Raw genomic sequence first — 21,349 nt, forward strand, 5'->3', positions numbered from 1 at the left:
CTCCGGTCGCGGTTCCCCCGGCGAAGGCCCGGATCATGCCTTCCTCCTGTCCCGGAACGCGCCGAAGACCAGCCCGCTGGCCACCATCAGGAAGGCGGCCAGGATGAAGCTCATCGCCGAGGCGGTGCCCATGTCGAACTGGCGCAGACCGGTCTCGGCGATCAGGTAGATCGCCGTCTTGGTCTGGTCGGCGGGGGCGCCCCGGGTGATGAGGTAGGACTGGCCGAACATGTTGGCCGAGGCCAGGATCGTGGTGTTGACCACGAACAGCATGACCGGCCGCAGACCCGGCAGGGTCACCGCGCGGAACCGGTCCCAGGCCGAGGCGCCGTCCACCATCGCCGCCTCGTGCAGCTCCCGGGGGATGTCCTGCAGCCCGGCGAGGAAGATCACCGCGTTCAGGCCGAGCGTCCACCACACCGTCACCCCGACGAGGGCGATCCAGGCGGGCGGCACGGCGGTGGTCCACTGCACGTCCAGGCCGAGATAGTGGTTGACCAGGCCGATGTTGCCGTCCAGCAGGAACTGCCAGACGACGCCGACGACCACGACGCCCAGCACGTAGGGGGCGAAGTAGACGGCCCGGTAGAGGTTGCGCCCGGCGAACCGGCCGTTCATCAGCAGCGCCACCAGCAGCGGCAGCACGATCAGCAGCGGGACGGAGAAGACGGTGAAGATCCCGGTGGCCCGCATCGCCGACCAGAACCGCGACCCGTCGACGCTCGCCGGGTCGAACAGGTCGGTGTAGTTCTCCAGCCCGACGAACGGCTTGGCCGGCAGGTTGATGTCCCACTCGTGCAGGCTCGTCCAGAACCCGAAGCCGATCGGCAGGATCATGAAGACGGCGAACAGCACGAGGTAGGGGGCGCAGAACGCGTACGGCGTCCAGGACCGCATCCTGCCCGCGGTCCGGGGGGACCCGCCCGGGGACGCCGCCCCGGGCAGGTCCTCCACCCTGGCGGGCGGGCCGCTCACTGACCGTACTTCCGCTTGTTGTCGGCCAGCAGCTTGTCCGCCGCCGCCACGCCCTCCTTCAGCGCGTCGGCGGGGGACGACTGCTTCAGCACGGCCTTGGCGACGGCCAGCTCCAGGGCCTTGCTCTGCACGTCGCCGACGCCCGGGATGGCGGGGATGAAGTGGAACACCTCGGGGTCGGCGGCCAGCTTGATCTGCGGCAGGTCGGCGATCTCCGCGTCCTGGCGGGCGGAGTTGCGGGCGGGGATCATGCCGGCCTTGGCCCACTCGGCCGACAGGCGGCCCATGTGGTCGATGAAGAACTTCGCGGCCTGGACCTTGTTCGGGTCCTTGCCGGCCTGGGAGGTCATCACGAAGTTGTGCGAGGAGCTCCACATGGCGGCGGTGCCGCCGATGTTCGGGATCGGGGACATGCCCCACTTCAGCGACGGGGCGTTGGTCTTGAGGTCGTTGATCTGCCAGATGCCGTCCCAGGTGAGGCTGACCTTGCCGTTCTTGAAGGCGGCGTACTGACTGTCCTGGGCGACCTCGGCGGGGCTGTAGCCCTTGTCGATCTGCTCGACCATCCAGGCCAGGGCCTTCTCGCCCTCCGGCCCGCCCCACAGCGCCTTGACGCCGTCCTCGCTGTAGAGGTCGCCGCCGAACTGCCACAGCAGGCTCATGAACATCAGGTGCGCCGGCCACTTGTTCGGCATCCAGAACGGGCTGGCGACACCGGCCTTCTTCAGCTCCGTCAGCGCCTTCTCGTAGCCCTCCCGGTCGGCGGGCGCCTCCTTCAGCCCGATCTTGTCCAGGTGCTCGGTGTTCCAGTAGTCGGCCAGGCAGTGCACGTCCAGCGGCACGCTGTAGCGCTGGTCCTTGTAGACGCCGGCCTTCCAGATGGCGGGGATGTAGTCGGACTCGGTAAGCCCGAGCGAGTTCACCACGTCGTCCAGCGGCAGGAGCGTCTTGCGGGCGGCCATGGTGCCGACCCAGTCGATGTGGATGACCGCCACGTCCGGGCCCTTGCCCGCGGAGATGGCCGTCGGCATCGCCGGGTACAGGTCCTCCCAGCGCCGGGTGACGTTGCGGATCTCGATGCGGCCGGCGAACTGCTTGTTGAACTCGTCCAGCATCTTCCGCATGTGCGGGCCGTCGCCGCCGGTGAAGCCGTTCCAGTAGTCGAGCGTCACCTTGGGCCCGGTGTACTCGCCACCGGAGAACGTCGGCGCGGCCGAGGCGGGCGCGGAGGAGTCCGCCCCGATCTTCGTGCCGCCTCCGCAGGCGGCGAGCGCGGCGGTGAGCCCTGCGGCCCCCGTGACGCTGAGGAAAGAGCGGCGGGAAAGCGGACTGGTCATTGCCACTCCTGGGGGGAAGCGGGGGCGAAGCGGACGATGTTCCACGAGGCGGGGGAGAGGCGCAGCGAGGCGTGGCGGCCCTCGACGCGGGCGCCGGAGCCGGGACGGGGGACGACGCGGCCGGGCGTCTCGGCGGAGTTGACGGCCGAGGGGTCGTCGTCGGCGAGCTCCAGGTGCGCAACCGCCCGCATCCCCTCGGGAAGGGTGACCTCCAGGTCGCACGGGGAGTTCCGGTCGCGGTTGACGGCGAGGAGCGTCGTGTCGCCGGTCGCCTCGTCGTGCGTGGCGGTGGCCCAGATCGCCGGGACGTCGCCGTACCTGGCGGTGGGGATCACCGCGCACTCGGGTTCCACCCTCAGCACCTGGCCGCGGGCGTGCCGGGCGGTCAGCGCGAACGGGTGGAAGATGGTCTGCCGCCAGGCCGGGCCGCCGGGCTCGGTCCTGATCGGGGCGATGACGTTGGCGAGCTGGGCCTGGCAGGCGACGCTCACCCGGTCGGCGTTGCGCAGCAGCGTGATCAGCAGGCTGCCGACGACGACCGCGTCGGTGACGTCGTAGGTGTCCTCGATCAGCCGGGGGTGCTCGGTCCAGTCCAGCGACGACTCGCCGCCGAACCGGCTCTGGTACCAGACGTTCCACTCGTCGAAGGAGAGCATGATCTTCTTCCTGCTGCGCAGCTTCGCGCCGACGTGGTCGGCGGTGGCGGCGATGGAGCGGATCATGTGTTCCATGTCGGCGCCGCTGGCCAGGAAGGAGTCGACGTCGCCGTCGGAGGGGTCGTAGTAGGCGTGCAGTGAGATGTGGTCGACCATCTCGTAGGTGGCCTCCAGCACCTCGGCCTCCCATGAGCCGAACGTCGGCATGCCGCTGTTGGAGCTGCCGCAGGCCACCAGGGACAGCCCGGGGTCGAACCGCTTGAGCGCCCGCGCGGTCTCGGCGGCGAGCCGGCCGTACTCGGCGGCGGTCTTGTGCCCCATCTGCCAGGGGCCGTCCAGCTCGTTGCCCAGGCACCACAGCCGCACGTCGTGCGGCTCGTCCATGCCGTGCGAGCGGCGCAGCTCCGACAGGGCGGTGCCGCCGGGGTGGTTGGCGTATTCCACCAGCTCCAGCGCCTCGGCCACGCCGCGGGTGCCCAGGTTGAGCGCCATCATCGGCTCCACCCCGGCCTTGGCGGCCCACGCCATGAACTCGTTGAGGCCGAAGCGGTTGCCCTCCAGGCTCCGCCACGCCAGGTCCAGGCGCGCGGGCCGCTCCTGGACGGGGCCGACGCCGTCCTCCCAGCGGTAGTTGGAGACGAAGTTGCCGCCGGGGTAGCGGACCACGGTGATCCCGAGCTCACGGGTCAGCTCCAGCACGTCGGTGCGGAAGCCGTCGGCGTCGGCCAGGGGATGGCCGGGCTCGAAGACGCCGGTGTAGACGCAGCGGCCCATGTGCTCGACGAACGAGCCGAAGAGCCGGGGTTCCACCGGGCCGATCCGGAAGGCGGGGTCCAGGGTGAGGCGGGCGGAGGGGGGCAAGGCAGACCTCTTTTGCGGGGGCTTGCGTGAATAGGGACGTTTGTACAACGTTGTTTCAACGTTGTAAACAGTCGCCGCCGCAGCGATACCCGGGCGTTACGATCGACGGGTTCGCATCTCGCGCGAGCCTGGAGGGCCGCGCGGCCGGGGAGGACGGAAGACGCCGTGGGAGTGAGCCTGCGCGACATCGCGCGCCTGGCGGGGGTGTCGGTGAAGACCGTCTCCAACGTCGTCAACGGGTACGCCCACGTCTCCCCGGAGACCCGGGCGAAGGTGGAGAAGGCGCTCACCGAACTCGACTACCGCCCCAACCTGTCGGCGCGGAACCTGCGGCGCGGCCGCACCGGCGTGATCGCCCTGGCCCTGCCGGAGCTCGACGCGCCCTACTTCGCGGAGCTGTCCCGGTTCGTCATCGACGCCGCGGCCGAGCACCGGTGGCTGGTCGTCATCGAGCAGACCGACGGCGGCCTCGACCGGGAGCGGCAGGCCCTCGACGGGGTCCGCGACCACCGGGTCGACGGGCTCATCCTGACCCCCTTCGCGATCGGCGCCGAGGAACTGGCGGCCCGCACCGACGACACCGCCCTCGTCCTGCTCGGCGAGCGGATCCACGACGGCCCGGCCGACCACGTCGCCATCGACAACGTACGGGCGGCCCGCGACGTCACCGAGCACCTGATCGGCCTCGGCCGCACCCGCATCGCCGCCCTCGGCGCGCAGGACAACTCCGCCAGCGGTACGGCCCCGCTCCGCCTGGCCGGGTACCGCCAGGCGCTGGCCGCCCGCGGGCTGCCCGAGACGGTCGCGAAGGTGGAGCGCTACCACCGGGCGGAGGGCGCGGCGGCGATGGCCGGCCTGCTGACCCTGGACCCGCGGCCCGACGCGGTGTTCTGCTTCAACGACCTGCTGGCGCTCGGCGCGATGCGCACGATCCTCGCCGCGGGACTCCGGGTGCCCGAGGACATCGCGCTGGCCGGGCTCGACGACATCGAGGACGGCCGCTACAGCACGCCGACCCTCACCACCGTCGCCCCCGACAAGGCGGAGCTGGCCCGCATCGCGGTCGACCTGCTCCGGCAGCGCATCGACGGCCGGCCGGGCCAGCCCCCTCGCGAGGCGCGGGCCGGCTACCGACTCGTCCCCAGGGAGAGCACCCTGGGCAGGTGAGGGCCCCGACGCTCCCACGCGGACGCCGTGGCTCCGGGCGAAACCTCAAGAATGGTGGAGGTCGAGTTACGATGGGCCCGTGCCCAACTTCGAACTCACCGTCGGCCAGCTCGCGGCCCGCAGCGGCGTCGCCGTCTCGGCGCTGCACTTCTACGAGGCCAAAGGGCTGATCCGCAGCCGTCGCACGGCCGGCAACCAGCGCCGCTTCGCCCGTGACACGCTGCGCAGGATCGCCTTCATCCGGGTCTCCCAGCGGGTGGGCATCCCGCTGAAGACGATCCAGGCCGCGCTGTCGGCGCTGCCCGAGGAGCGCACCCCCACCCGCGACGACTGGGCGAGGCTGTCGGCGACGTGGCGGTCGGAGCTGGACGACCGGATCAAGCAGCTCCAGCGGCTCCGCGACGGCCTGACCGAGTGCATCGGCTGCGGCTGCCTGTCCCTGGACCGCTGCGCGCTGGCCAACCCCGGCGACGCGGAGGCGGCCCGGGGTCCGGGCTCGCGGCTGATGGTCGGCCGTCCGAACCCGCGCCCGTGCGCCGGCGAGGTGTGCGAGCCCGCGGTCTGAGCGGCCCGCCGTACGGCTCCCGCCCGCCGTACGGCCCGCGCGGCGCAGGACGCGTCCCGGCCGAACGGGCCGCCGGAGTCGCGTGCGGGCAGGACCCGGGACGTCCGCCGTACGGCGCGGCCCGCCGTACGATCGTGCGGATCAGACGCCGTGGGCGCGCAGCCAGTCGCGGTTGGCGCGCTGGTCGTCCAGGATGCGGCGGACGTCCTGGCCGGAGCCGGGCGCGTCCTGCTCGACGACCAGCCAGCCCTCGTAGCCGTCCAGTCCGGCGAGGACCCCCGCCAGATCGACCTCGCCGGCCCCCAGGGCGGGGAAGCCGCCGCCCGCGACCACCGCGGCCAGGTCGCCGCCGGACGCCCGCACCCCGTCGCGCGCCGCGCGGCTGGCGTCCTTGATGTGGATCTGCCGGATCCGGCCGCCCCAGTCGCGCAGCGCCGCCACCGGGTCGCCGCCCGCCAGCCACAGGTGCCCGGTGTCCAGGCAGAGGGAGACGTCGGTGAGCTCCAGCAGCCGCTCGACCTCCTCGGCGGTCTCCACCAGGGTGCCGAGGTGGTGGTGGAAGACGGGCTCCAGGCCCCGGTCGCGGCAGCGGTCGGCGGCCTCCTGGACCCGGGCGGCGAAGCCCGCCCATTCGCCGGCGGGCAGGCCCGGGGCGCCGTCGCGGGCGACCCGCGGCGGATGGCCGGGGCAGGCGAGCGTGGGCCGCGGCGCGAACCGGTCGTCGGCGGGCGTCGCGCCGGCGAACACCGCCAGGGCGGCCTCCAGCCCCGGCAGGCCGGCAGAGAACGCCCCGGCGTCCTCGTAGCGCAGGTCCACCCAGCCGCCGGCCAGGCCCATCCCGGCCCGCTCCAGCCGCTCCCGAAGCTCCGCGCCGATGCCGAGGTAGCCGATCGGCCCGGAGTCGACCCCGTCGTATCCGGCGCCGGCCAGCGCGCCGAGCATGGTCGCGGGGCCTATCGGCGCGTCGTCGGCCCGGTAGATCCCGAAGTTGACGGGGGCGTTCGCGACCTTGATCGACATCACTGCTCCAGGTGTCACTGTTCCAGACGGGCCAGCCAGCGGAGGGGGTTGTCACGGGTGATCAGGCGGATGGTGTCCTCGGTGATCCCAGCTTCGCGCATCCTGGGCAGGAACGTGCGGAACAGATGGCCGTAACCGGCTCCGCCGTACCGCTCGATCTCCGAGACCCTCGACAGGCCGCTGCTGAGCAGCAACCGGTGGGCGTGCCCCTCCTCGACGAGGGCGAGGGCGTGCCGGAGCCGGTCGGACCCGGGAGAGGATCCGAGGGAGGAGAGGCAGACGTAGCCGCCGGCCTCGGCGACCTTGCGGGGGAGCGCGCGGTCGGTCCCGGTGTCGGCGACGCTGACGCGGCCGGCGGGCAGCCCCTCGCCGAGCAGGATCTCCAGCAGCGGCAGGGCGCCGCGGTGGTGGACCGCGACCGGCAGGCCGGAGGCCAGGGACGCCCGGGCGGCGGCGGCCGCGCAGCGCTCCTCGGCGGGGGACGGGTCGCCGTCCCAGGCGCCGATCTCGCCGATCACGCCGGGCCGGACCCCGGTGCCGTCCAGACCGTCGCGGATCTCGGCCAGCAGGTGGGCGGTGAGCGTGTCCACGTCGGCGTCGAGCGCCCAGGCGGGCGTGAACGGGCCGGCGAAGAAGCCGGTCCCGGCCACCACGCCGACCCGGCTGCACGCCGCGACCTTGGCCAGCGTCGCGGCGTCGCGCCCGGCGCCGATGCAGCTCAGCTCGACGACCAGGCCGAGGGCGTCGTACCGGCGGAGGTCGCGCAGCTCCTCGACGACGGCGCCCTCCTCGTCCAGCCAGCGGTTGGGGTCGGAGGCCGCGCCCGCCGCGCACCGCAGGTCGCTGCGGAGATGCTCGCGGGGGAGGACCGCCCCCTCGATGTCCGGCGGGAGGCACGGGCCGTTGACGGTCATCACGAGATTTGCCTCATGCATGAACGGACATTAGCCCATATTTGGTGTGAAAATCGAAGAAAGCCTCAGGGCTTTACCTTTCCGCTTTTAGTTGTCCTTCCAAACTATTGACGGGATGTGCGCTGCTGTGTGACCCTCTGGGCGTTCATGCACGTGCATCATGGGCGGTCGAAGGTCAGGGTCCCCGCCCCCTGACCGTGCATGGCGGTCTGACCATTGCTCAGCGAAGGGAAGCCGTACATGCGAAGAAGTCTGTTCAGCGTGCTCGCCGCCGTCTCGGTGGCCTGCGCGGCCGTCGCCGGGGGAGCCGGGGGAGCCGCGGCGTCCGCCGGCGCGCTCCCCGCGCCCGCCGGGGCGCGGGCGAACGCCGCCGCGGCCGCGGCCCAGCCGTACGACTGGAAGAACGTCCGGATCGACGGCGGCGGGTTCGTGCCGGGGATCATCTTCAACCAGACCGAGAAGAACCTGATCTACGCCCGCACCGACATCGGCGGCGCCTACCGCTGGGAGCAGGCCACCAAGAGCTGGACCCCCCTCCTCGACTGGGTGGGCCGCGACCGGTGGGGCTACAACGGCGTGGTCAGCCTCGCCACCGACCCCGTCGAACCCGACCGCGTCTACGTCGCCGCCGGGATGTACACCAACAGCTGGGACCCCAACAACGGCGCGATCCTGCGCTCGGCCGACCGGGGCAAGACCTGGCAGGCCACCCCGCTGCCGTTCAAGCTCGGCGGCAACATGCCCGGCCGCGGCATGGGCGAGCGCCTGACCGTCGACCCCAACGACAACCGGGTCGTCTACCTCGGGGCGCCCGACGGCAACGGCCTGTGGCGCAGCACCGACAAGGGCGTGACCTGGGCCAAGGTCACCTCCTTCACCAACCCGGGCGACTACGCCCAGGACCCGAACGACCCGAACGGCTACCTCAGCCACCGGCCCGGCGTGGTCTGGGTGACCTTCGACCCCTCCTCGGGGACCAAGGGCAGCCCGACGAAGAAGATCTACGTCGGCGTCGCCGACAAGGCCGGCACCGTCTACAGCTCCGCCGACGCCGGCGCCACCTGGACGCGGGTCGCCGGACAGCCCACCGGGTACATCGCGCACAAGGGCGTCCTGGACGCCAAGAACCACACGCTCTACATCGCCACCAGCGACACCGGCGGGCCGTACGACGGCGCCAAGGGCGACGTCTGGAAGCTCGACACCGCGACCGGCGCGTGGACCCGGATCAGCCCGATCCCCTCCAGTTCGTCCGACGACTACTTCGGCTACAGCGGGCTCACCCTCGACCGCCAGCACCCCGGCACCCTGATGGTCGCCACCCAGGTCTCCTGGTGGCCCGACGTGATCTTCTTCCGCTCCGCCGACGGCGGCGCGACCTGGACCCGCATCTGGGACTGGGCGAGCTACCCCGAGCGCACCCTCCGCTACAAGATGGACATCTCCTCGTCCCCCTGGCTCACCTTCGGCGGCAACCCGGCGCCGCCGGAGACCGCGCCCAAGCTCGGCTGGATGACGGAGTCCATGGAGATCGACCCGTTCGACTCCAACCGCATGATGTACGGCACCGGCGCCACCATCTACGGCACCGAGGACCTCCTCAAGTGGGACACCGGCGGCCAGTTCACCATCAAGCCCATGGTCAAGGGGCTGGAGGAGACCGCCGTCCTCGACCTGGTCAGCCCGCCCACCGGCGCGCCGCTGATCAGCGGCCTCGGCGACATCGGCGGCTTCCGCCACGCCAGCCTCGACGCCGTGCCGCCGATGATGTTCACCTCGCCCGTCTTCACCACCACGACCAGCCTCGACTACGCCGAGACCAAGCCGGCGATCATGGTCCGGGCGGGCAGCTTCACCGACGCCGACCGGCCGAACGACAGCCACGTCGCGTTCTCCACCGACGGCGGCGCCAACTGGTTCCAGGGCACCGAGCCGGGCGGGATCAACGAGGGCGGCACGGTCGCGGCGTCCGCCGACGGCTCCCGCTTCGTCTGGGCCCCCAAGGGCATACCCGTCCACTACTCGGTGGGCTTCGGCAACTCCTGGACCGCCTCCACCGGCATCCCCACCGGCGCGGTGGTCGAGTCCGACCGGGTGGATCCCAACACCTTCTACGGCTTCGCCGCCGGGAAGTTCTACGTCAGCGTCAACGGCGGCGCGTCCTTCACCGCCACCGCCGCCACCGGCCTGCCGGCCACCGGCGACGTCAGGTTCAAGGCCCTGCCGGGCGTCAAGGGCGACATCTGGCTCGCGGGCGGCGAGAGCGGCCTGTGGCACTCCGTCAACGGCGGCGCGTCCTTCACCAAGCTCTCCGCCGTCACGAACGCCGTCAGCGTGGGCTTCGGCAAGGCCGCGCCGGGCAAGACGTACCCGGCGCTCTACGCCGCCGCCACCGTGGACGGCACCGCCGGGGTGTTCCGCTCCGACGACGCCGGCGCGACCTGGGTGCGGATCAACGACGACCGGCACCAGTACGGCAACATGGGCGACGCCATCACCGGCGACCCGCGGATCTACGGGCGCGTCTACCTCGGCACCAACGGCCGGGGCGTCCTGTACGCCGACCCGTCCGGGACCGTCCCGCCCGATGACGACACCGCCCCGCCGTCCAAGCCCGGTAAGCCGGCCGCCTCGTCGATCACCTCCTCCGGCGCCACGCTCACCTGGACGGCGTCCACCGACGACACCGGCGTCACCGGATACGACGTCTACCGGGAGGCCGGGACGACCGACGTGAAGGCGGGCTCGCCGTCCTCGGCGACGTTCACCCTCACCGGCCTGTCCCCGGCGACCTCCTACACCTACTACGTGGTCGCCCGGGACGCGGCGGGCAACGTCTCCGCCGCCTCCGACCCGGTCACGTTCACCACGGCGCCCGGCGGCGGCCAGCCCGGCGGCGGCTGCACCGCCGCCTACAAGGTCGCCAACTCCTGGCCCGGCGGGTTCCAGGGCGAGGTCACGGTGAAGAACACCGGCACCTCGGCGATCAACGGCTGGACGGTCAAGTGGACCTTCCCCGACGGCCAGAAGATCACCCAGCTCTGGAGCGGAGTCCACACCCAGACCGGCGCGGACGTGACCGTCAAGGACGCCGGCTGGAACGCGAACCTGGCGGGCGGCGCGTCCACCACGTTCGGGTTCGGCGCCTCCTGGACCGGGGCCAACGGCGTCCCCGCCACCGTCACCTGCACGACGGGCTGACCCCGCGCGCCCTCCGGCCGGAACGCGACGGTGACCGGCCGGAGAGGCGTGGCGGCCCGACTCCGTGTTCTCCGGCCGGAAGGCGACGGTGACCGGCCGGAGAGGCGTGGCGGGCCGGCCCCGTGCCGCCGGCCGGGAAACGGCGCGACCCGGCCGGAGGAGCTCCCCCTATCCTTGAACGAAACCGACCGTACGGGGGAGTACGTGACGATCTCCGGTGGAACGCCTGACGCCCGGGGCGGAGCCGCCCGCCCGCCGAGGGCCGCGGACCTCCGCGGCGGGACCGGCGCCCCGTCCGGGGCCGGGGACGAGGACCCCGGCCCCGGCGTGGACGCGCCGGCCCGCCGCTCCGGCCTCCAGGGGTGGCTCGACGGCATCCGGTCCACCCGCACCGGCCACCTCACGCTGAAGTTCGTCATCGGCGTCGTCGGCGCCGTGCTGGTCATCGGCGGCCTCATCATGGTCCCGTTCCCCGGCCCCGGCTGGCTGGTGGTCTTCGCCGGCCTCGCCGTCCTGGCCACCGAGTTCCACTGGGCCCGCAGGCTGCTGGCGTTCGGCCGGCGGACCCTCGCAGCGTGGACCGCCTGGCTCGGCCGCCGGGGCTGGACGGTCAGGATCCTCGTCGTCCTGGCCGCGGCCGTCGCCGCCGCCGCCATCGTCTACTACGGCCTCAAACTGAGCGTGGGCATCGACCTGGTCGAGGAGGCCCGCCGCCTGCTCGCCCGCTGACCGGGCACGGGGTCCCGGGGCGACGGCGAATCCCCGGCAGCCTTTACCCTGAACCGACGGTCACGTAACGATTCCAATGCGTCACACTCCGTAGTCTCGCTGAGTCTGATCCCCAAGGACACAAAGGAGAGTGACACTCGATGCGTGCCCTGTCTTCGATGATCGCCCTGGCGGCGGCCGGAATCGTCGCGGTGACCGGCACCGCGGCCCACGCCGACTCGGTCAACCTGCGCGCCAGGGTCATGCCCGGCCAGGAGGTGATGCTCACACCCGAGCTCGTGCCCACGGCCGCCTACCGCGGCAACGTGCTGGTCAAGCTGGAGAACAACGACGTGCCCACCGAGGTGCGGGTCGCCAACTGCCGGGGCCGCTCCATCGGCAAGGTGGAGATCGCTCCCAACGACCACGCGCCGCGGGTCGCCGCGACCCTCTCCCGGCGCGCCGTCCGGAGCCTGGCCCGCACGGACCGGGACGACGCCGCCCAGAGCGGCCCCGCCCAGACGGACGACACCCGCGGCGCCACCCAGACGGACACCCAGGGCGCCTCCCGGACGGCCTCGCGGGACGTCCAGGCGAACACCCGGGCCCGCCTGGCCCAGTCCTGCCTGCGCTTCAAGGTCAAGAACCTCGGCCAGACCCCGGCGGTCATCAAGGGCATCGGCTACTTCTAGCCGGCCGCCCACGTCGCCCGCGCCGTCCGGGACCGGCGCCCGGCGCCCGGTCCGCCCGGCCGCCGGGCACCGGTCTCCGGGACGGCGCGGGTGATGCGACACCTGAACGGGGCGGGGACGGCCGACACGGCCGTCCCCGCCCCGCCGTACGCCCCGGCTCGTGACCCGGGGGGCACAGGCGCCCGCCCGCTTCGCCGTACCGGAGAAAAACCACCCCCGGCCAGGGCTCGTTCCGGCCGGATGCCACCCTGGAGGTCCGGGGACGCCGCCCCGGAGGAGCGAGAGCGAAGGGAAGGCGGCAGAGTGCGCATCGACCTCACCGGCAGGACCGCGATCGTCACCGGCTCCTCACAGGGCATCGGCCACGCCATCGCCACCGGCCTCGCCCGGTCCGGCGCGCGGGTCGTCCTCACCGGACGCGGCGCCTCCTCTCTGGACGACGCGGCCGGACGGCTGCGCGGCACGGTGCCGGACGCCGGGATCGTCACGGTCGTCGGGGACCTCGCCACCGAGGAGGGCGCGGCCGCGCTGGCCGACGCGGTCCCGGACGCCGACATCCTCGTCAACAACCTCGGCATCTACGGCTCCCGCCCGCCCCTGGAGATCACCGACGCCGAGTGGCGCGCCTACTTCGACGTGAACGTCCTCAGCGCCGTACGGCTGACCCGCCGCTACCTGCCCGGGATGATGGAGCGGGGCTGGGGGAGGGTGCAGAACATCGCCAGCGACTCCGCCGTCGCCATCCCGGCGGAGATGATCCAGTACGGCATGTCGAAGACCTCGCTGCTCGCCGTGTCCCGCGGGTTCGCCAAGGCCGCCGCCGGGACCGGCGTCACCGTGAACTCCGTGATCGTCGGGCCGACCCACACCGGGGGAGTGGAGGACTTCGTCTACGAACTGGTGGACCGGAGCCTGCCCTGGGAGGAGGCGCAGCGCGAGTTCATGCGCCTGCACCGCCCGCAGTCGCTCCTGCAACGGCTCATCGAGCCCGAGGAGGTCGCCAACATGGTCGTCTACCTCAGCTCGCCCCAGGCGTCCGCGACCACCGGCGGCGCGCTCAGGGTGGACGGCGGCTACGTCGACGCGATCCTGCCCTGAGTCCCCGCCCTGAGTCCCCGCCCTGAGTCCCCGCCCTGAGTCCCGGTTCCGGCGCCCGGGAGGCGCCGGACCTCGGTGCTCGGAGGCACGCCATCTTTTACATGTCGGTGACAGGCTCGGTCACGGCCCGTAATCGGCGCCGCCGAGCCTTGAGGCATGAGTGAGACGGAACGGAGACGATCCGCCTCCCGGTGGACGCTCAACAGAGAACTGACCAACGTCGGCGCGATCATCGTCGCCGCGGGGATAGCCCATCTCGTCATCGGACTGATCGGGCACGACAGGTTCGGGCCGGTGATGCTCGTGCTGCTGGGCGTCGTCCTCGTCGTCGCGGCCCTCGGACACCGGTTCTATGAGGAGCGGCGGCACCGCGCGGCGCCGGCCGCCGGGTGCGCCCGGTGCGGGGATCTCGTGGGGGAGGAGCACTGAGAGACACCGAGGGAGATGCCGACAGGGGCGGGGAGGAGCGCTGAGACGCCCCTTGTCACGCCAACCGATCCGTTATAGATCACGAAGTATGAGGTGTATCCGGCTTAGGCTGCGGCCGTGCCCATGATCGCTGGTCTCCGCCGAACGACCCGCCGTACGGCCCGCGGAACGGTCCGCCGTACGGCCCGCCACGCCGCCGCCCTGGCCGCCGCCGTGGCTCCGGCCGCCGTCCTCGCGCCCGCCGCGCACGCGGCGCCGGCCGCGGCGGCGGTGGTGGTCGACGTCAAGCTGACCGGGACGGGCGTGACCGTCCACGAGAAGGCGGCCGACCCGGTCAAGGTGACCTCCTACACCCTCGGCAACGTCGCCTACCTCCGCCGCGACGGCCGGTTCGCCAAGCAGACCGGCTACCAGGAGATCACGGTCGCCCCGAAGGGGCGCAGGGCCGTCGCGGTGCCCACCACCTACGTCAACGACCACGACTCGGTGCTCCTCGCCGATCTCACCGCGAACACCGGCTCGAAGGTGCAGACCGTCGCCAGGCCGCTCATCGCCAAGTTCGCCCACTGGTCGCGCGACGGCGCCAAGGCGGTGCTGACCGTCCAGCGGAAGAACGGCACGAGCTGGGACACCGTCGGGTTCGCGGTCGTCGACGCCGCCGCGAAGACCGCGCGGGCGGTGACCGTGCAGGGGGCGGACAGGGCCGCCAGGTTCCGCTGGGGGCCCGGCGGAACCGAGGTGGTGACCGGGCACCAGGGCGGCACCCGCTTCTACGGCCTCGACGGCGGTCTCCGGCGCACCTTCGCCGGGACGGGCGCGCCCGCCGGGGGAGAGGACGCCTTCTCGCCCTCCGGGAAGGACTTCCTGACCTGGTGCCCGCTGACCTACACCGAGCCCGTCTGCGTCCGGGACCGCGCCACGGGAAGGCTGTCGGCCAGGGTGAACATCCGCGCCCAGGCACTGCTGGGCTGGTGGGACGACAGGCACCTCATCGCCGTCGTCCCGTCCGGCGGCGCCTACCGGGCGGTCGTCGCCGACCTCACCGGGAGGAGCACCCGGGTGCTGGCAGACATCCCCGCCGCCGACTGGAAGGCCAAGGTCTACCTCAGCTACACCCGCCCCTGACCGTTCTCCTCGCCGGTGCGTGGAGGGGCCGGCGACGGGAGGGTTCGCCGCCGGCCCCTCGTACGGCGGGCCACGCCGCCGACGGCGGTGTGACCGGCTGTGATCACAGCACCTGGACGATCACGCGCGGATCAGTTCCAGATGACGTCGCGGCGAATGCTCATGGGGCACCTCCTCTCGTTTCGGACGGGGAAGGGATCCTGGGATCAGGTCCAGACGACGTCGCGGCGAATGCGCACGGGTGTCGGCCTCTCTCGTGTCCGGCGGGGCAAGGGATCCTGGGATCAGGCCCAGATGACGTCGCGGCGAATGCTCATGGGACGTCTCCTCTCGTTCCGGCGGGTGACCGTGTCCGGGCGGATGCCGGGACCGGTGGGCCGAGGCGAATCGGCCTGGCTTATGACCGGGTTGCCAGCGGCCGAAAATCACAGTAATGAGGCGGACATAGGCCGTCATTGACGTCACGCGCCCGGTTCCTTGCCGATTCGCGCACGCGCCAGGAGGAAAGGGGTGCGGAGGTTATCGGCGTTCGGCCGGACGCGTGAGGGGGCGGTCGGCCGAGGCGGGCGGGCAGCCGTCAGCGCCACCGGCGGTGACGGCTGTGCCGGAGATGAGGGCTGTGCCGGCGGCGCCGGAGGTGAGGACGCGTCAGCGGGACCGGCGGAGAACGCCTCGGGGGCGGCGGGAAGCGCCTAGAGGTACAGGCCGGTGCCGTTGTCGGTCTGCTGGGTGGCGATGGCGTGCAGGTCGCGCTCGCGCAGGACGAGGTAGACCTGGCCGTGCACCTCGACCTCGTACTGGTCCTCGGGGTTGAACAGGACCTTGTCCCCGACCTTGACCACGCGGACGTTCGCGCCCGCGCCGCAGACCTGGCCCCAGACGAGCCGGTTGGCCATCTTCACCGTCGCAGGGATGACGATGCCCGCCGTGCTGCGCCGCTCCTCTGACTCCTGCTCCACCCTCACCATGACGCGGTCGTGGAGCATCTGGATCTCGAACTTCGGGTCACCCACAGCATGAAGCTTATGGGACGGGCGGGGCGGCGCCCGTCGAACCCCGGAGCCGGTCCGCGGCAGTAGGCTCACGGAGCATGACGGAGCTCTCCCCGGACCCGGTCGGCGACTACATCGACTGGTATCTCGACGCCAACCCCATCTTCGCCGCCCTCGTGGGCGCCGAGGGCCATGACAGGACCCTCGGCGACTTCAGCGAGGGAGGCATCCTCACCCGCGAGCGCGAGTCCCGCCGCCGGCTGGAGCGCCTCCAGGCGGTCCCCGGCGGGAGCTTCGAGGAGCGCATCGACCGCGAGCTGGTGATGTCCGGGTTGCGGGGCGGGCTGGCCCAGGAGTCCTGGCCCGCCTGGCGGCGCGACCCGTCGGTCTACACGGGGCCCGTCCTCAGCTCGATGTTCACCCCGTTCCTGCACCGCCTGGCCCCCGAGGCCGAGCTGGTCGAGGCCGCCGTCGCCCGGCTCGCCGAGGTGCCGGGCGTCCTCGCCGCCTGCCGGGCCAACCTCGACCCGGAGCTGGCGAGCCCCCTGCTGATCGAGCGGGGCCTGGGTCAGGCGCGGACCGCCCGGCGCCTGCTCACCGAGACGATCCCCGGCCAGGTCGCCGACGAGGCGCTGCGGGCCGGGCTGGCGGCGGCGGCCGAGCCCGCGGCGGCGGCCTTCGACGAGCTGGCCGCCTTCCTGGAGGGGTTCCGGGCCACCGGGACCTGGCGGATGGGCGAGGAGCTCTACTCCACGCTGCTGCGCGACCGGGAGATGCTCGGCTACGGCGTCGACGAGCTGCTGCGCCGGGGGCAGAAGGCGTACGAGGAGCTGGACGCCGAGATGCGGGAGATCGCCCGGCGGCTGCCCGGCGGCTCCGGCGACTGGCACGCGGCCATCTCGGCCCTCCAGGACGACCACCCGCCGACCCTCGAGGACATGCGGGCCGAGTACGAGGCCGAGACCGAGCGGGCCAGGAGGTTCGTGCGCGAGCGGGGCCTGGTGACCTTCGCCGACGGCGAGGAGTGCCGGGTGGTGCCGTCGCCGGAGTTCCAGCGGCCCATCCTCGCCGTCGCCTCGTACATGATGCCCCCGCCGCTGTCGGCCTCCCGGCTCGGGCACTTCTTCGTGCCGTTCACCCCCGACTCGTTCACCGACGAGCAGGTGCGCCAGCGGCTGCGCACCAACGCCAGGGCGCAGATGCCCTCCATCGCCGTCCACGAGGCCTACCCGGGTCACCACTGGCACCTGTCCTGGATGGCGGGCAACCCGCGCCGGGCCCGCAGGCTGTTCCGCACGCCGTACTTCACCGAGGGGTGGGCCCTGTACGTGGAGAAGGTCATGCGGGAGGAGGGATACTTCACCACCCCCGCCCAGGAGCTCGCCCACCTGGAGTTCCGTCTCTTCCGGGCGGCCCGCATCGTCGTGGACGTGTCGCTGCACTGCGGCGAGATGACCGTCGAGGAGGCCGAGACCTTCATGACGGAGCGGACCTCGCTGACCCCGGGCACGGCCAAGGGGGAGGTCAACCGCTACTGCGCCTGGCCCACCCAGGCCCCGTCGTATCTCACCGGCGCCCTGGAGATCGACCGCATCCGCGCCGACTACCTCGCCGCGGGCCGCGGTGACCTGCGTTCCTTCCACGACTCGCTCGCCGGGTCCGGCGGCCTGCCCCTCGGGCTGGCCCGCCGGGTCGCCATGGAGGGCTGACGGCATGGGCGCGGGCGAGACGGGCGGGGTGTCCTCCGAGGAGGCGAGGGTGCTCGCGGCGATCGACGAGGCGGAGACGGTCCGGCTGCTGGCCGAGCTGGTGCGGACGCCCAGTGTGACCGGCACCGACGCCGAGTCGGAGCTGCAGCACCGCTGCGGGCGGCTGCTCGCCGAGGCGGGCATGGACGTCGACGTCTGGAAGCTCGACCTGGACGCCCTGCGCGCCGACCCCGGCTTCCCCGGTACCGAGGCCCCCCGCACCGAGGGCTACGGCGTGGCGGCCGTCACCGGGGGCGAGGGCGAGCCCGCCCTGATCCTGCAGGGGCACGTGGACGTGGTCCCCACCGGCGACCTGGCCAAGTGGGAGGGCGGCGACCCCTTCGGCGCCCGGATCACCGGTGGCGTCCTGCACGGCCGGGGCGCCTGCGACATGAAGGCCGGCCTGGCGGCCAACCTCGCGGTCGCCGCCGCCGTCCACCGCTCGGGCGTACGGCTGGCCCGGCCGCTGGCCGTGCACTGCGTCGTGAGCGAGGAGGACGGCGGCCTGGGCGCGTTCGCCACCCTGGCGCGCGGCCACCGCGGCGAGGCGGCGGTGATCACCGAGCCGACCGGCGGAGCCGTCGTCACCGCCACGGCGGGCGCGCTGACGTTCCGCGTCGAGGTCGCCGGCCGGGCCGCCCACGGCGCGACCCGCTACGAGGGCGTCAACGCGCTGGAGGCGTTCTGGCCCGTCCTGGTGGCGCTCCGGCGACTGGAGGCCGGCCGCAACCGCGACCCCGATCCGATCTTCACGGGCAACCCGCTCCCCTACCCGATCGAGGTCGGCACGGTCCGCGCGGGCGACTGGGCCAGCAGCGTGCCCGACCTGCTGGTCGCCGAGGGCCGGATGGGCGTGCGGCTGGACGAGGACCCGGCCGACGCCCGCCGTGCCCTGGAGGAGGCGGTCGCCGGGATCGACGACCCGTGGCTGCGCGCGCACCCGCCGGTCGTGACCTGGCCCGGCGGGCGGTTCGCGAGCGGCCGGATGCCTGCCGGGCACGAACTGCCGTCCCAGGTCGCGGCGGCGGTGGCCGACGTCACCGGGGCCCGGCCGGCCGAGACGGCGGCGCCGTACGGCAGCGACCTGCGCCTCTACGCCGCGGGCGGGGTGCCGTCCCTGCACTACGGCCCGGGCGACGTCCGCCTCGCCCACGCCCCGCGCGAGCTGGTCGGTCTGCGCGAGCTGCGCGACGTCACCCGGGTGCTGGCCCTGCTGGCGGTGCGCCGCTGCGGGGCGCGCGGCTGACCGCCGTCAGCGGACGGCGACGCCCGACTCGACGGGCAGCCCCGCCTCGACCCAGTCCTGGATGCCCTCACGGTACTCGCGGACGTTGCCGTAGCCGAGGCCGGTCAGCCGCCGGGCCACCGCCTCGCTGTTGCCGCAGGCGGGATCAGGCGTAGGCGCCGCGGACCTCGATGATGTCGGCCAGCGGGAACTCCAGGTAGTCGCCGGCCTCCTCGCACCACGCGTCGAGCACGCCGCTGCGCAGCTCCCCGTGGCTGATGGTGGCGGTCAGGCCGTCGGCGAGCGTGATCGCGGCCCGGACGCCGCGGTCCACCACGAAGCCGAGCAGCGACTGCTGGGCCGTCGGCAGCCGGGAGGCCATCCGGCCGATGACCGCCCAGGTCCGGCCGCCGGCCTGGGCGACGTGGTTCTCGGCGGACAGCAGCCGCCGGGCGTGCTCTCCGGGGTCCGGCGGCGGCTCGACCAGCGGGTGCGGCTGCTCCAGCTCGGCGACCCGGCCGCCGGGCAGCAGGATCAGCCGCCCGTTCTGCGGCTCGTCGATGCGGGCGCGGCGGATGGTGATCTCCCCGGTGTCCTCGACGGGGACCGGCGCGTAGCCGTTCTCCCGGAGTGCGGCGAGGGTCCGGTCGGCCGGTTGCCCGCTCGCCAGCACGGTGGGCGCGAGCAGCCGGAGGCCCAGCCGGGACAGCCTCCGGTGCCCGGCGATCTCGGCCAGCAGTCCGGGGTCGGACGCCTGCACGATGCAGGCGACCGTGGTGACGGTGACCTCGCCGTGCCGCCTGGCCACGTCGCGCACGAGGTAGTCGAGGGGCTGCGGCACCGAGCCCACCCCGGCCAGGTCGGCCAGCAGCTCGTCGGCGGTGTGCCCGGCGTCCATCGCCCGGCGCACGCTCGCCGGGGTGAACCGCCACACCGACGCGGTGCCGCGCGACTCGCGGTCGGCGGCGCGGTCCAGCAGCTCGGCCAGCTCGGCGGAGGGCGGGCCGGTCACCACGGCGGTGAGGTCGGCGCCGAACAGCGCGCTGCGGCGCACACTGGCCAGCGCCCGGACGGAGCACTCCACCAGCATCGGGTCGTGCTCCACCGCCGGCGCGCAGTCGTCGTTCTCGTCCCCGGCGACGGCGTCCAGGGAGGCCAGAGCGCGGCCGAGGTCGGTGACGGCGTCGCAGGCGACCAGCCCGAGCATCCGCGCCTCCTCCAGCACGGCCGGGGCGCACTCGGCGAGCAGCGGCAGGTCGAGCAGCGGGGCGTGCCAGTGGGCCGCCCTGACGAGCCCGTCCATGTCGGTGCACGCGGTGCTCGCCGGCAGCCGGGCCAGCACGCCGAGGACGGCGCGCCGGGCACGGGCGACCGAGGCCCCGGCGAGGTCGTCGCCGAGCACGGTGCCGTACCTGCCGTCCACCCGGCGCAGCGACGAGCGCTCCATGCGCCACCACGCCGACAGCAGCACCCGCAGCCGGGCGGCGGAGTCGTCCAGCCGCCAGCGGTCGAACTTCTCGGTCGGCACCAGGCCGCCGGCCGGCTCGTCCCAGGACAGCAGCCGGGCCACCGCGCAGACCTCCAGCAGCAGCCGGGTCTCGTCCTCGTCGCAGCCGGTGTCCCTGGCCAGCCGCCGGACCTCGCGCACGCCGATCCCGCCGGCCTTCAGCAGCGGCAGCGGGACCTTGGCGGTGTTCTCCAGCATCGCCGAGCAGCGCTCCACCACGTGCGGGGCGGCGAGCGTCATCAGGTGGTCGACCGTCTCGGGATCGACCGGGACGCCCGCGAGGTCGGGCGGGACGGGGGTGAAGGGCGGGTGGTAGCCGGGCCCCCGTACGGCGAGCGCCACCTCCCGGGGCATCTCGGCGACGTTCCAGCTCGGCCGGAAGAGCAGCCCGTGGTCGCCGGCCCATTTCTCCGGTGTGCCCGGCGTGACGAACCGCCCGCCGTCGACGTCGCGGACCGGGCCGTCCCAGGCGAACTCCTCCAGCAGCGCCCGGGTGCCCTCCGGCGCTCGCCCGGCCATGGACGTGACCCGGCCGGGGTCGGACAGCATCTCGATGATCCGGGTGACGGTGCGGCGCTTGGGGCCCTGGGGCAGGCCGAGCGTCCTGGCCAGGGCCCGCAGCGCGTCGGCGCTGACCGTCCAGGAGTCCAGGTAGTGGGTGAGCGGCTCGCCGAGCCCGCAGGGGGCGGTCCACCACCGCGCCACCCCCTCGGCGACGCGGATGCGCCCCTCGGCGTCGGGCCAGGCCAGTGCGTGGTCGAAGAGCCGGTCGATCCAGGGGGCCACCTCGGCCTCGGGCGCGCCCATGAACCGGGCCAGCTCCTCCAGCCCGCCCCGGCCGCCGAGGGCGAGTGACGCCTGAGCCACCTCGACGGCGGGCAGCGGAAGGCCCCGCATGACCCCGATCACCGCGAAGCCGCTGCCCAGTCGCTGGGCGAGGGTGTCCAGGCGGCGGGGCCACGGCGGGGCGATGGCGTCCGGCCGGTTGGCCAGCAGCCGGGTGAGCCGGTCTTCGTCGAGGGTCTTCAGCCAGCCGAGCAGGTCATCGTCCATCTCGCAGCTCTCTCAGGAATCTCGCGCGGGGACTCTCCGTGAGCCATAGGCATCCACGGTAATGCAGAGGGCATCC

At 73.2% G+C, this 21,349-nt stretch carries 17 protein-coding genes; 10 read left to right on the forward strand and 7 right to left on the reverse strand.

Translation table 11 applies throughout. The features are described from left to right. Positions 1-33: 33 nt before the first annotated feature. From AB0D67_RS01495 to AB0D67_RS01505, 3 genes are read right to left on the reverse strand one after another with little or no spacing between them, the layout of a single operon-like run. Entirely contained in the window at positions 34-975 is a 942-nt protein-coding gene (locus AB0D67_RS01495) for a sugar ABC transporter permease (RefSeq protein ID WP_362928610.1), read from the reverse strand. Next, a complete protein-coding gene (locus tag AB0D67_RS01500) occupies positions 972-2,312 on the reverse strand; it encodes an extracellular solute-binding protein (RefSeq protein ID WP_362928612.1) in 1,341 nt (446 codons plus the stop codon). Before AB0D67_RS01500 ends, AB0D67_RS01495 begins: the two co-directional genes overlap by 4 nt. Beyond that, the gene (locus AB0D67_RS01505; protein WP_362928614.1) at positions 2,309-3,829 is read right to left on the reverse strand and encodes an alpha-N-arabinofuranosidase; all 1,521 of its coding nucleotides are present in this window, start codon (positions 3,827-3,829) and stop codon (positions 2,309-2,311) included. Before AB0D67_RS01505 ends, AB0D67_RS01500 begins: the two co-directional genes overlap by 4 nt. A gap of 165 nt (positions 3,830-3,994) precedes the next feature. Here AB0D67_RS01505 and AB0D67_RS01510 point away from each other — a divergent pair, with 165 nt between their 5' ends. Together AB0D67_RS01510 and soxR are read left to right on the forward strand one after the other, a co-directional pair. Further along, positions 3,995-4,996 carry a LacI family DNA-binding transcriptional regulator gene (locus tag AB0D67_RS01510; RefSeq protein WP_362928616.1) on the forward strand — a complete coding sequence of 334 codons (1,002 nt, stop codon included), beginning with the start codon at positions 3,995-3,997 and terminating at the stop codon, positions 4,994-4,996. A 79-nt stretch (positions 4,997-5,075) separates the two neighbouring features. Further along, a complete protein-coding gene (soxR, locus tag AB0D67_RS01515; protein WP_362928619.1) occupies positions 5,076-5,561 on the forward strand; it encodes a redox-sensitive transcriptional activator SoxR in 486 nt (161 codons plus the stop codon). A gap of 141 nt (positions 5,562-5,702) precedes the next feature. Here soxR and AB0D67_RS01520 read toward each other — a convergent pair whose 3' ends face one another. Beyond that, the gene (locus AB0D67_RS01520) at positions 5,703-6,581 is read right to left on the reverse strand and encodes a sugar phosphate isomerase/epimerase (protein WP_362928621.1); all 879 of its coding nucleotides are present in this window, start codon (positions 6,579-6,581) and stop codon (positions 5,703-5,705) included. Between the two features lie 14 nt (positions 6,582-6,595). After that, entirely contained in the window at positions 6,596-7,516 is a 921-nt protein-coding gene (locus tag AB0D67_RS01525) for an aryldialkylphosphatase (protein ID WP_362928623.1), read from the reverse strand. A gap of 219 nt (positions 7,517-7,735) precedes the next feature. Here AB0D67_RS01525 and AB0D67_RS01530 point away from each other — a divergent pair, with 219 nt between their 5' ends. From AB0D67_RS01530 to AB0D67_RS01555, 6 genes are all read left to right on the forward strand, one after another. Then, the gene (locus tag AB0D67_RS01530) at positions 7,736-10,696 is read left to right on the forward strand and encodes a cellulose binding domain-containing protein (RefSeq protein WP_362928625.1); all 2,961 of its coding nucleotides are present in this window, start codon (positions 7,736-7,738) and stop codon (positions 10,694-10,696) included. Between the two features lie 174 nt (positions 10,697-10,870). Further along, positions 10,871-11,425 carry a TIGR02611 family protein gene (locus AB0D67_RS01535; RefSeq protein WP_362928627.1) on the forward strand — a complete coding sequence of 185 codons (555 nt, stop codon included), beginning with the start codon at positions 10,871-10,873 and terminating at the stop codon, positions 11,423-11,425. 140 nt (positions 11,426-11,565) lie between these two features. Further along, complete coding sequence (locus AB0D67_RS01540; RefSeq protein ID WP_362928629.1) at positions 11,566-12,096, forward strand: hypothetical protein; 531 nt, start codon at positions 11,566-11,568, stop codon at positions 12,094-12,096. A gap of 303 nt (positions 12,097-12,399) precedes the next feature. Beyond that, positions 12,400-13,194 (forward strand): SDR family oxidoreductase, encoded by a 795-nt coding sequence (locus tag AB0D67_RS01545; RefSeq protein ID WP_362928631.1) that lies wholly within the window; start codon positions 12,400-12,402, stop codon positions 13,192-13,194. Between the two features lie 156 nt (positions 13,195-13,350). Further along, positions 13,351-13,623, forward strand: a complete 273-nt coding sequence (locus tag AB0D67_RS01550; protein ID WP_362928633.1) for a hypothetical protein — start codon at positions 13,351-13,353, stop codon at positions 13,621-13,623. A gap of 117 nt (positions 13,624-13,740) precedes the next feature. Beyond that, on the forward strand, positions 13,741-14,748 hold the full coding sequence (locus AB0D67_RS01555) for a hypothetical protein (protein WP_362928635.1): 1,008 nt from the start codon (positions 13,741-13,743) through the stop codon (positions 14,746-14,748). A 692-nt stretch (positions 14,749-15,440) separates the two neighbouring features. Here AB0D67_RS01555 and AB0D67_RS01560 read toward each other — a convergent pair. Next, entirely contained in the window at positions 15,441-15,761 is a 321-nt protein-coding gene (locus tag AB0D67_RS01560; protein WP_362928637.1) for a co-chaperone GroES, read from the reverse strand. Positions 15,762-15,838: 77 nt separating this feature from the next. Between AB0D67_RS01560 and AB0D67_RS01565 the strand changes: the two genes are divergently transcribed. After that, positions 15,839-17,449 (forward strand): DUF885 domain-containing protein, encoded by a 1,611-nt coding sequence (locus AB0D67_RS01565; RefSeq protein ID WP_362928639.1) that lies wholly within the window; start codon positions 15,839-15,841, stop codon positions 17,447-17,449. Positions 17,450-17,453: 4 nt separating this feature from the next. After that, a complete protein-coding gene (locus AB0D67_RS01570) occupies positions 17,454-18,734 on the forward strand; it encodes an ArgE/DapE family deacylase (protein WP_362928641.1) in 1,281 nt (426 codons plus the stop codon). Positions 18,735-18,879: 145 nt separating this feature from the next. Here AB0D67_RS01570 and AB0D67_RS01575 read toward each other — a convergent pair whose 3' ends face one another. Further along, positions 18,880-21,273, reverse strand: a complete 2,394-nt coding sequence (locus tag AB0D67_RS01575; protein ID WP_362928643.1) for a helicase-associated domain-containing protein — start codon at positions 21,271-21,273, stop codon at positions 18,880-18,882. Positions 21,274-21,349: the final 76 nt, after the last annotated feature.

Source organism: Streptosporangium sp. NPDC048047 (assembly GCF_040653115.1).
GTDB lineage: Bacteria > Actinomycetota > Actinomycetes > Streptosporangiales > Streptosporangiaceae > Streptosporangium.

Coding starts and splice junctions, on each gene's coding strand:
- AB0D67_RS01500 (WP_362928612.1), bottom strand. CDS start 2,312: ATGACCAGTCCGCTTTCCCGCCGCTCTTTCCTCAGCGTCACGGGGGCC.
- AB0D67_RS01520 (WP_362928621.1), bottom strand. CDS start 6,581: ATGTCGATCAAGGTCGCGAACGCCCCCGTCAACTTCGGGATCTACCGG.
- AB0D67_RS01525 (WP_362928623.1), bottom strand. CDS start 7,516: ATGCATGAGGCAAATCTCGTGATGACCGTCAACGGCCCGTGCCTCCCG.
- AB0D67_RS01530 (WP_362928625.1), top strand. CDS start 7,736: ATGCGAAGAAGTCTGTTCAGCGTGCTCGCCGCCGTCTCGGTGGCCTGC.
- AB0D67_RS01540 (WP_362928629.1), top strand. CDS start 11,566: ATGCGTGCCCTGTCTTCGATGATCGCCCTGGCGGCGGCCGGAATCGTC.
- AB0D67_RS01550 (WP_362928633.1), top strand. CDS start 13,351: ATGAGTGAGACGGAACGGAGACGATCCGCCTCCCGGTGGACGCTCAAC.
- AB0D67_RS01565 (WP_362928639.1), top strand. CDS start 15,839: ATGACGGAGCTCTCCCCGGACCCGGTCGGCGACTACATCGACTGGTAT.
- AB0D67_RS01570 (WP_362928641.1), top strand. CDS start 17,454: ATGGGCGCGGGCGAGACGGGCGGGGTGTCCTCCGAGGAGGCGAGGGTG.
- AB0D67_RS01575 (WP_362928643.1), bottom strand. CDS start 21,273: ATGGACGATGACCTGCTCGGCTGGCTGAAGACCCTCGACGAAGACCGG.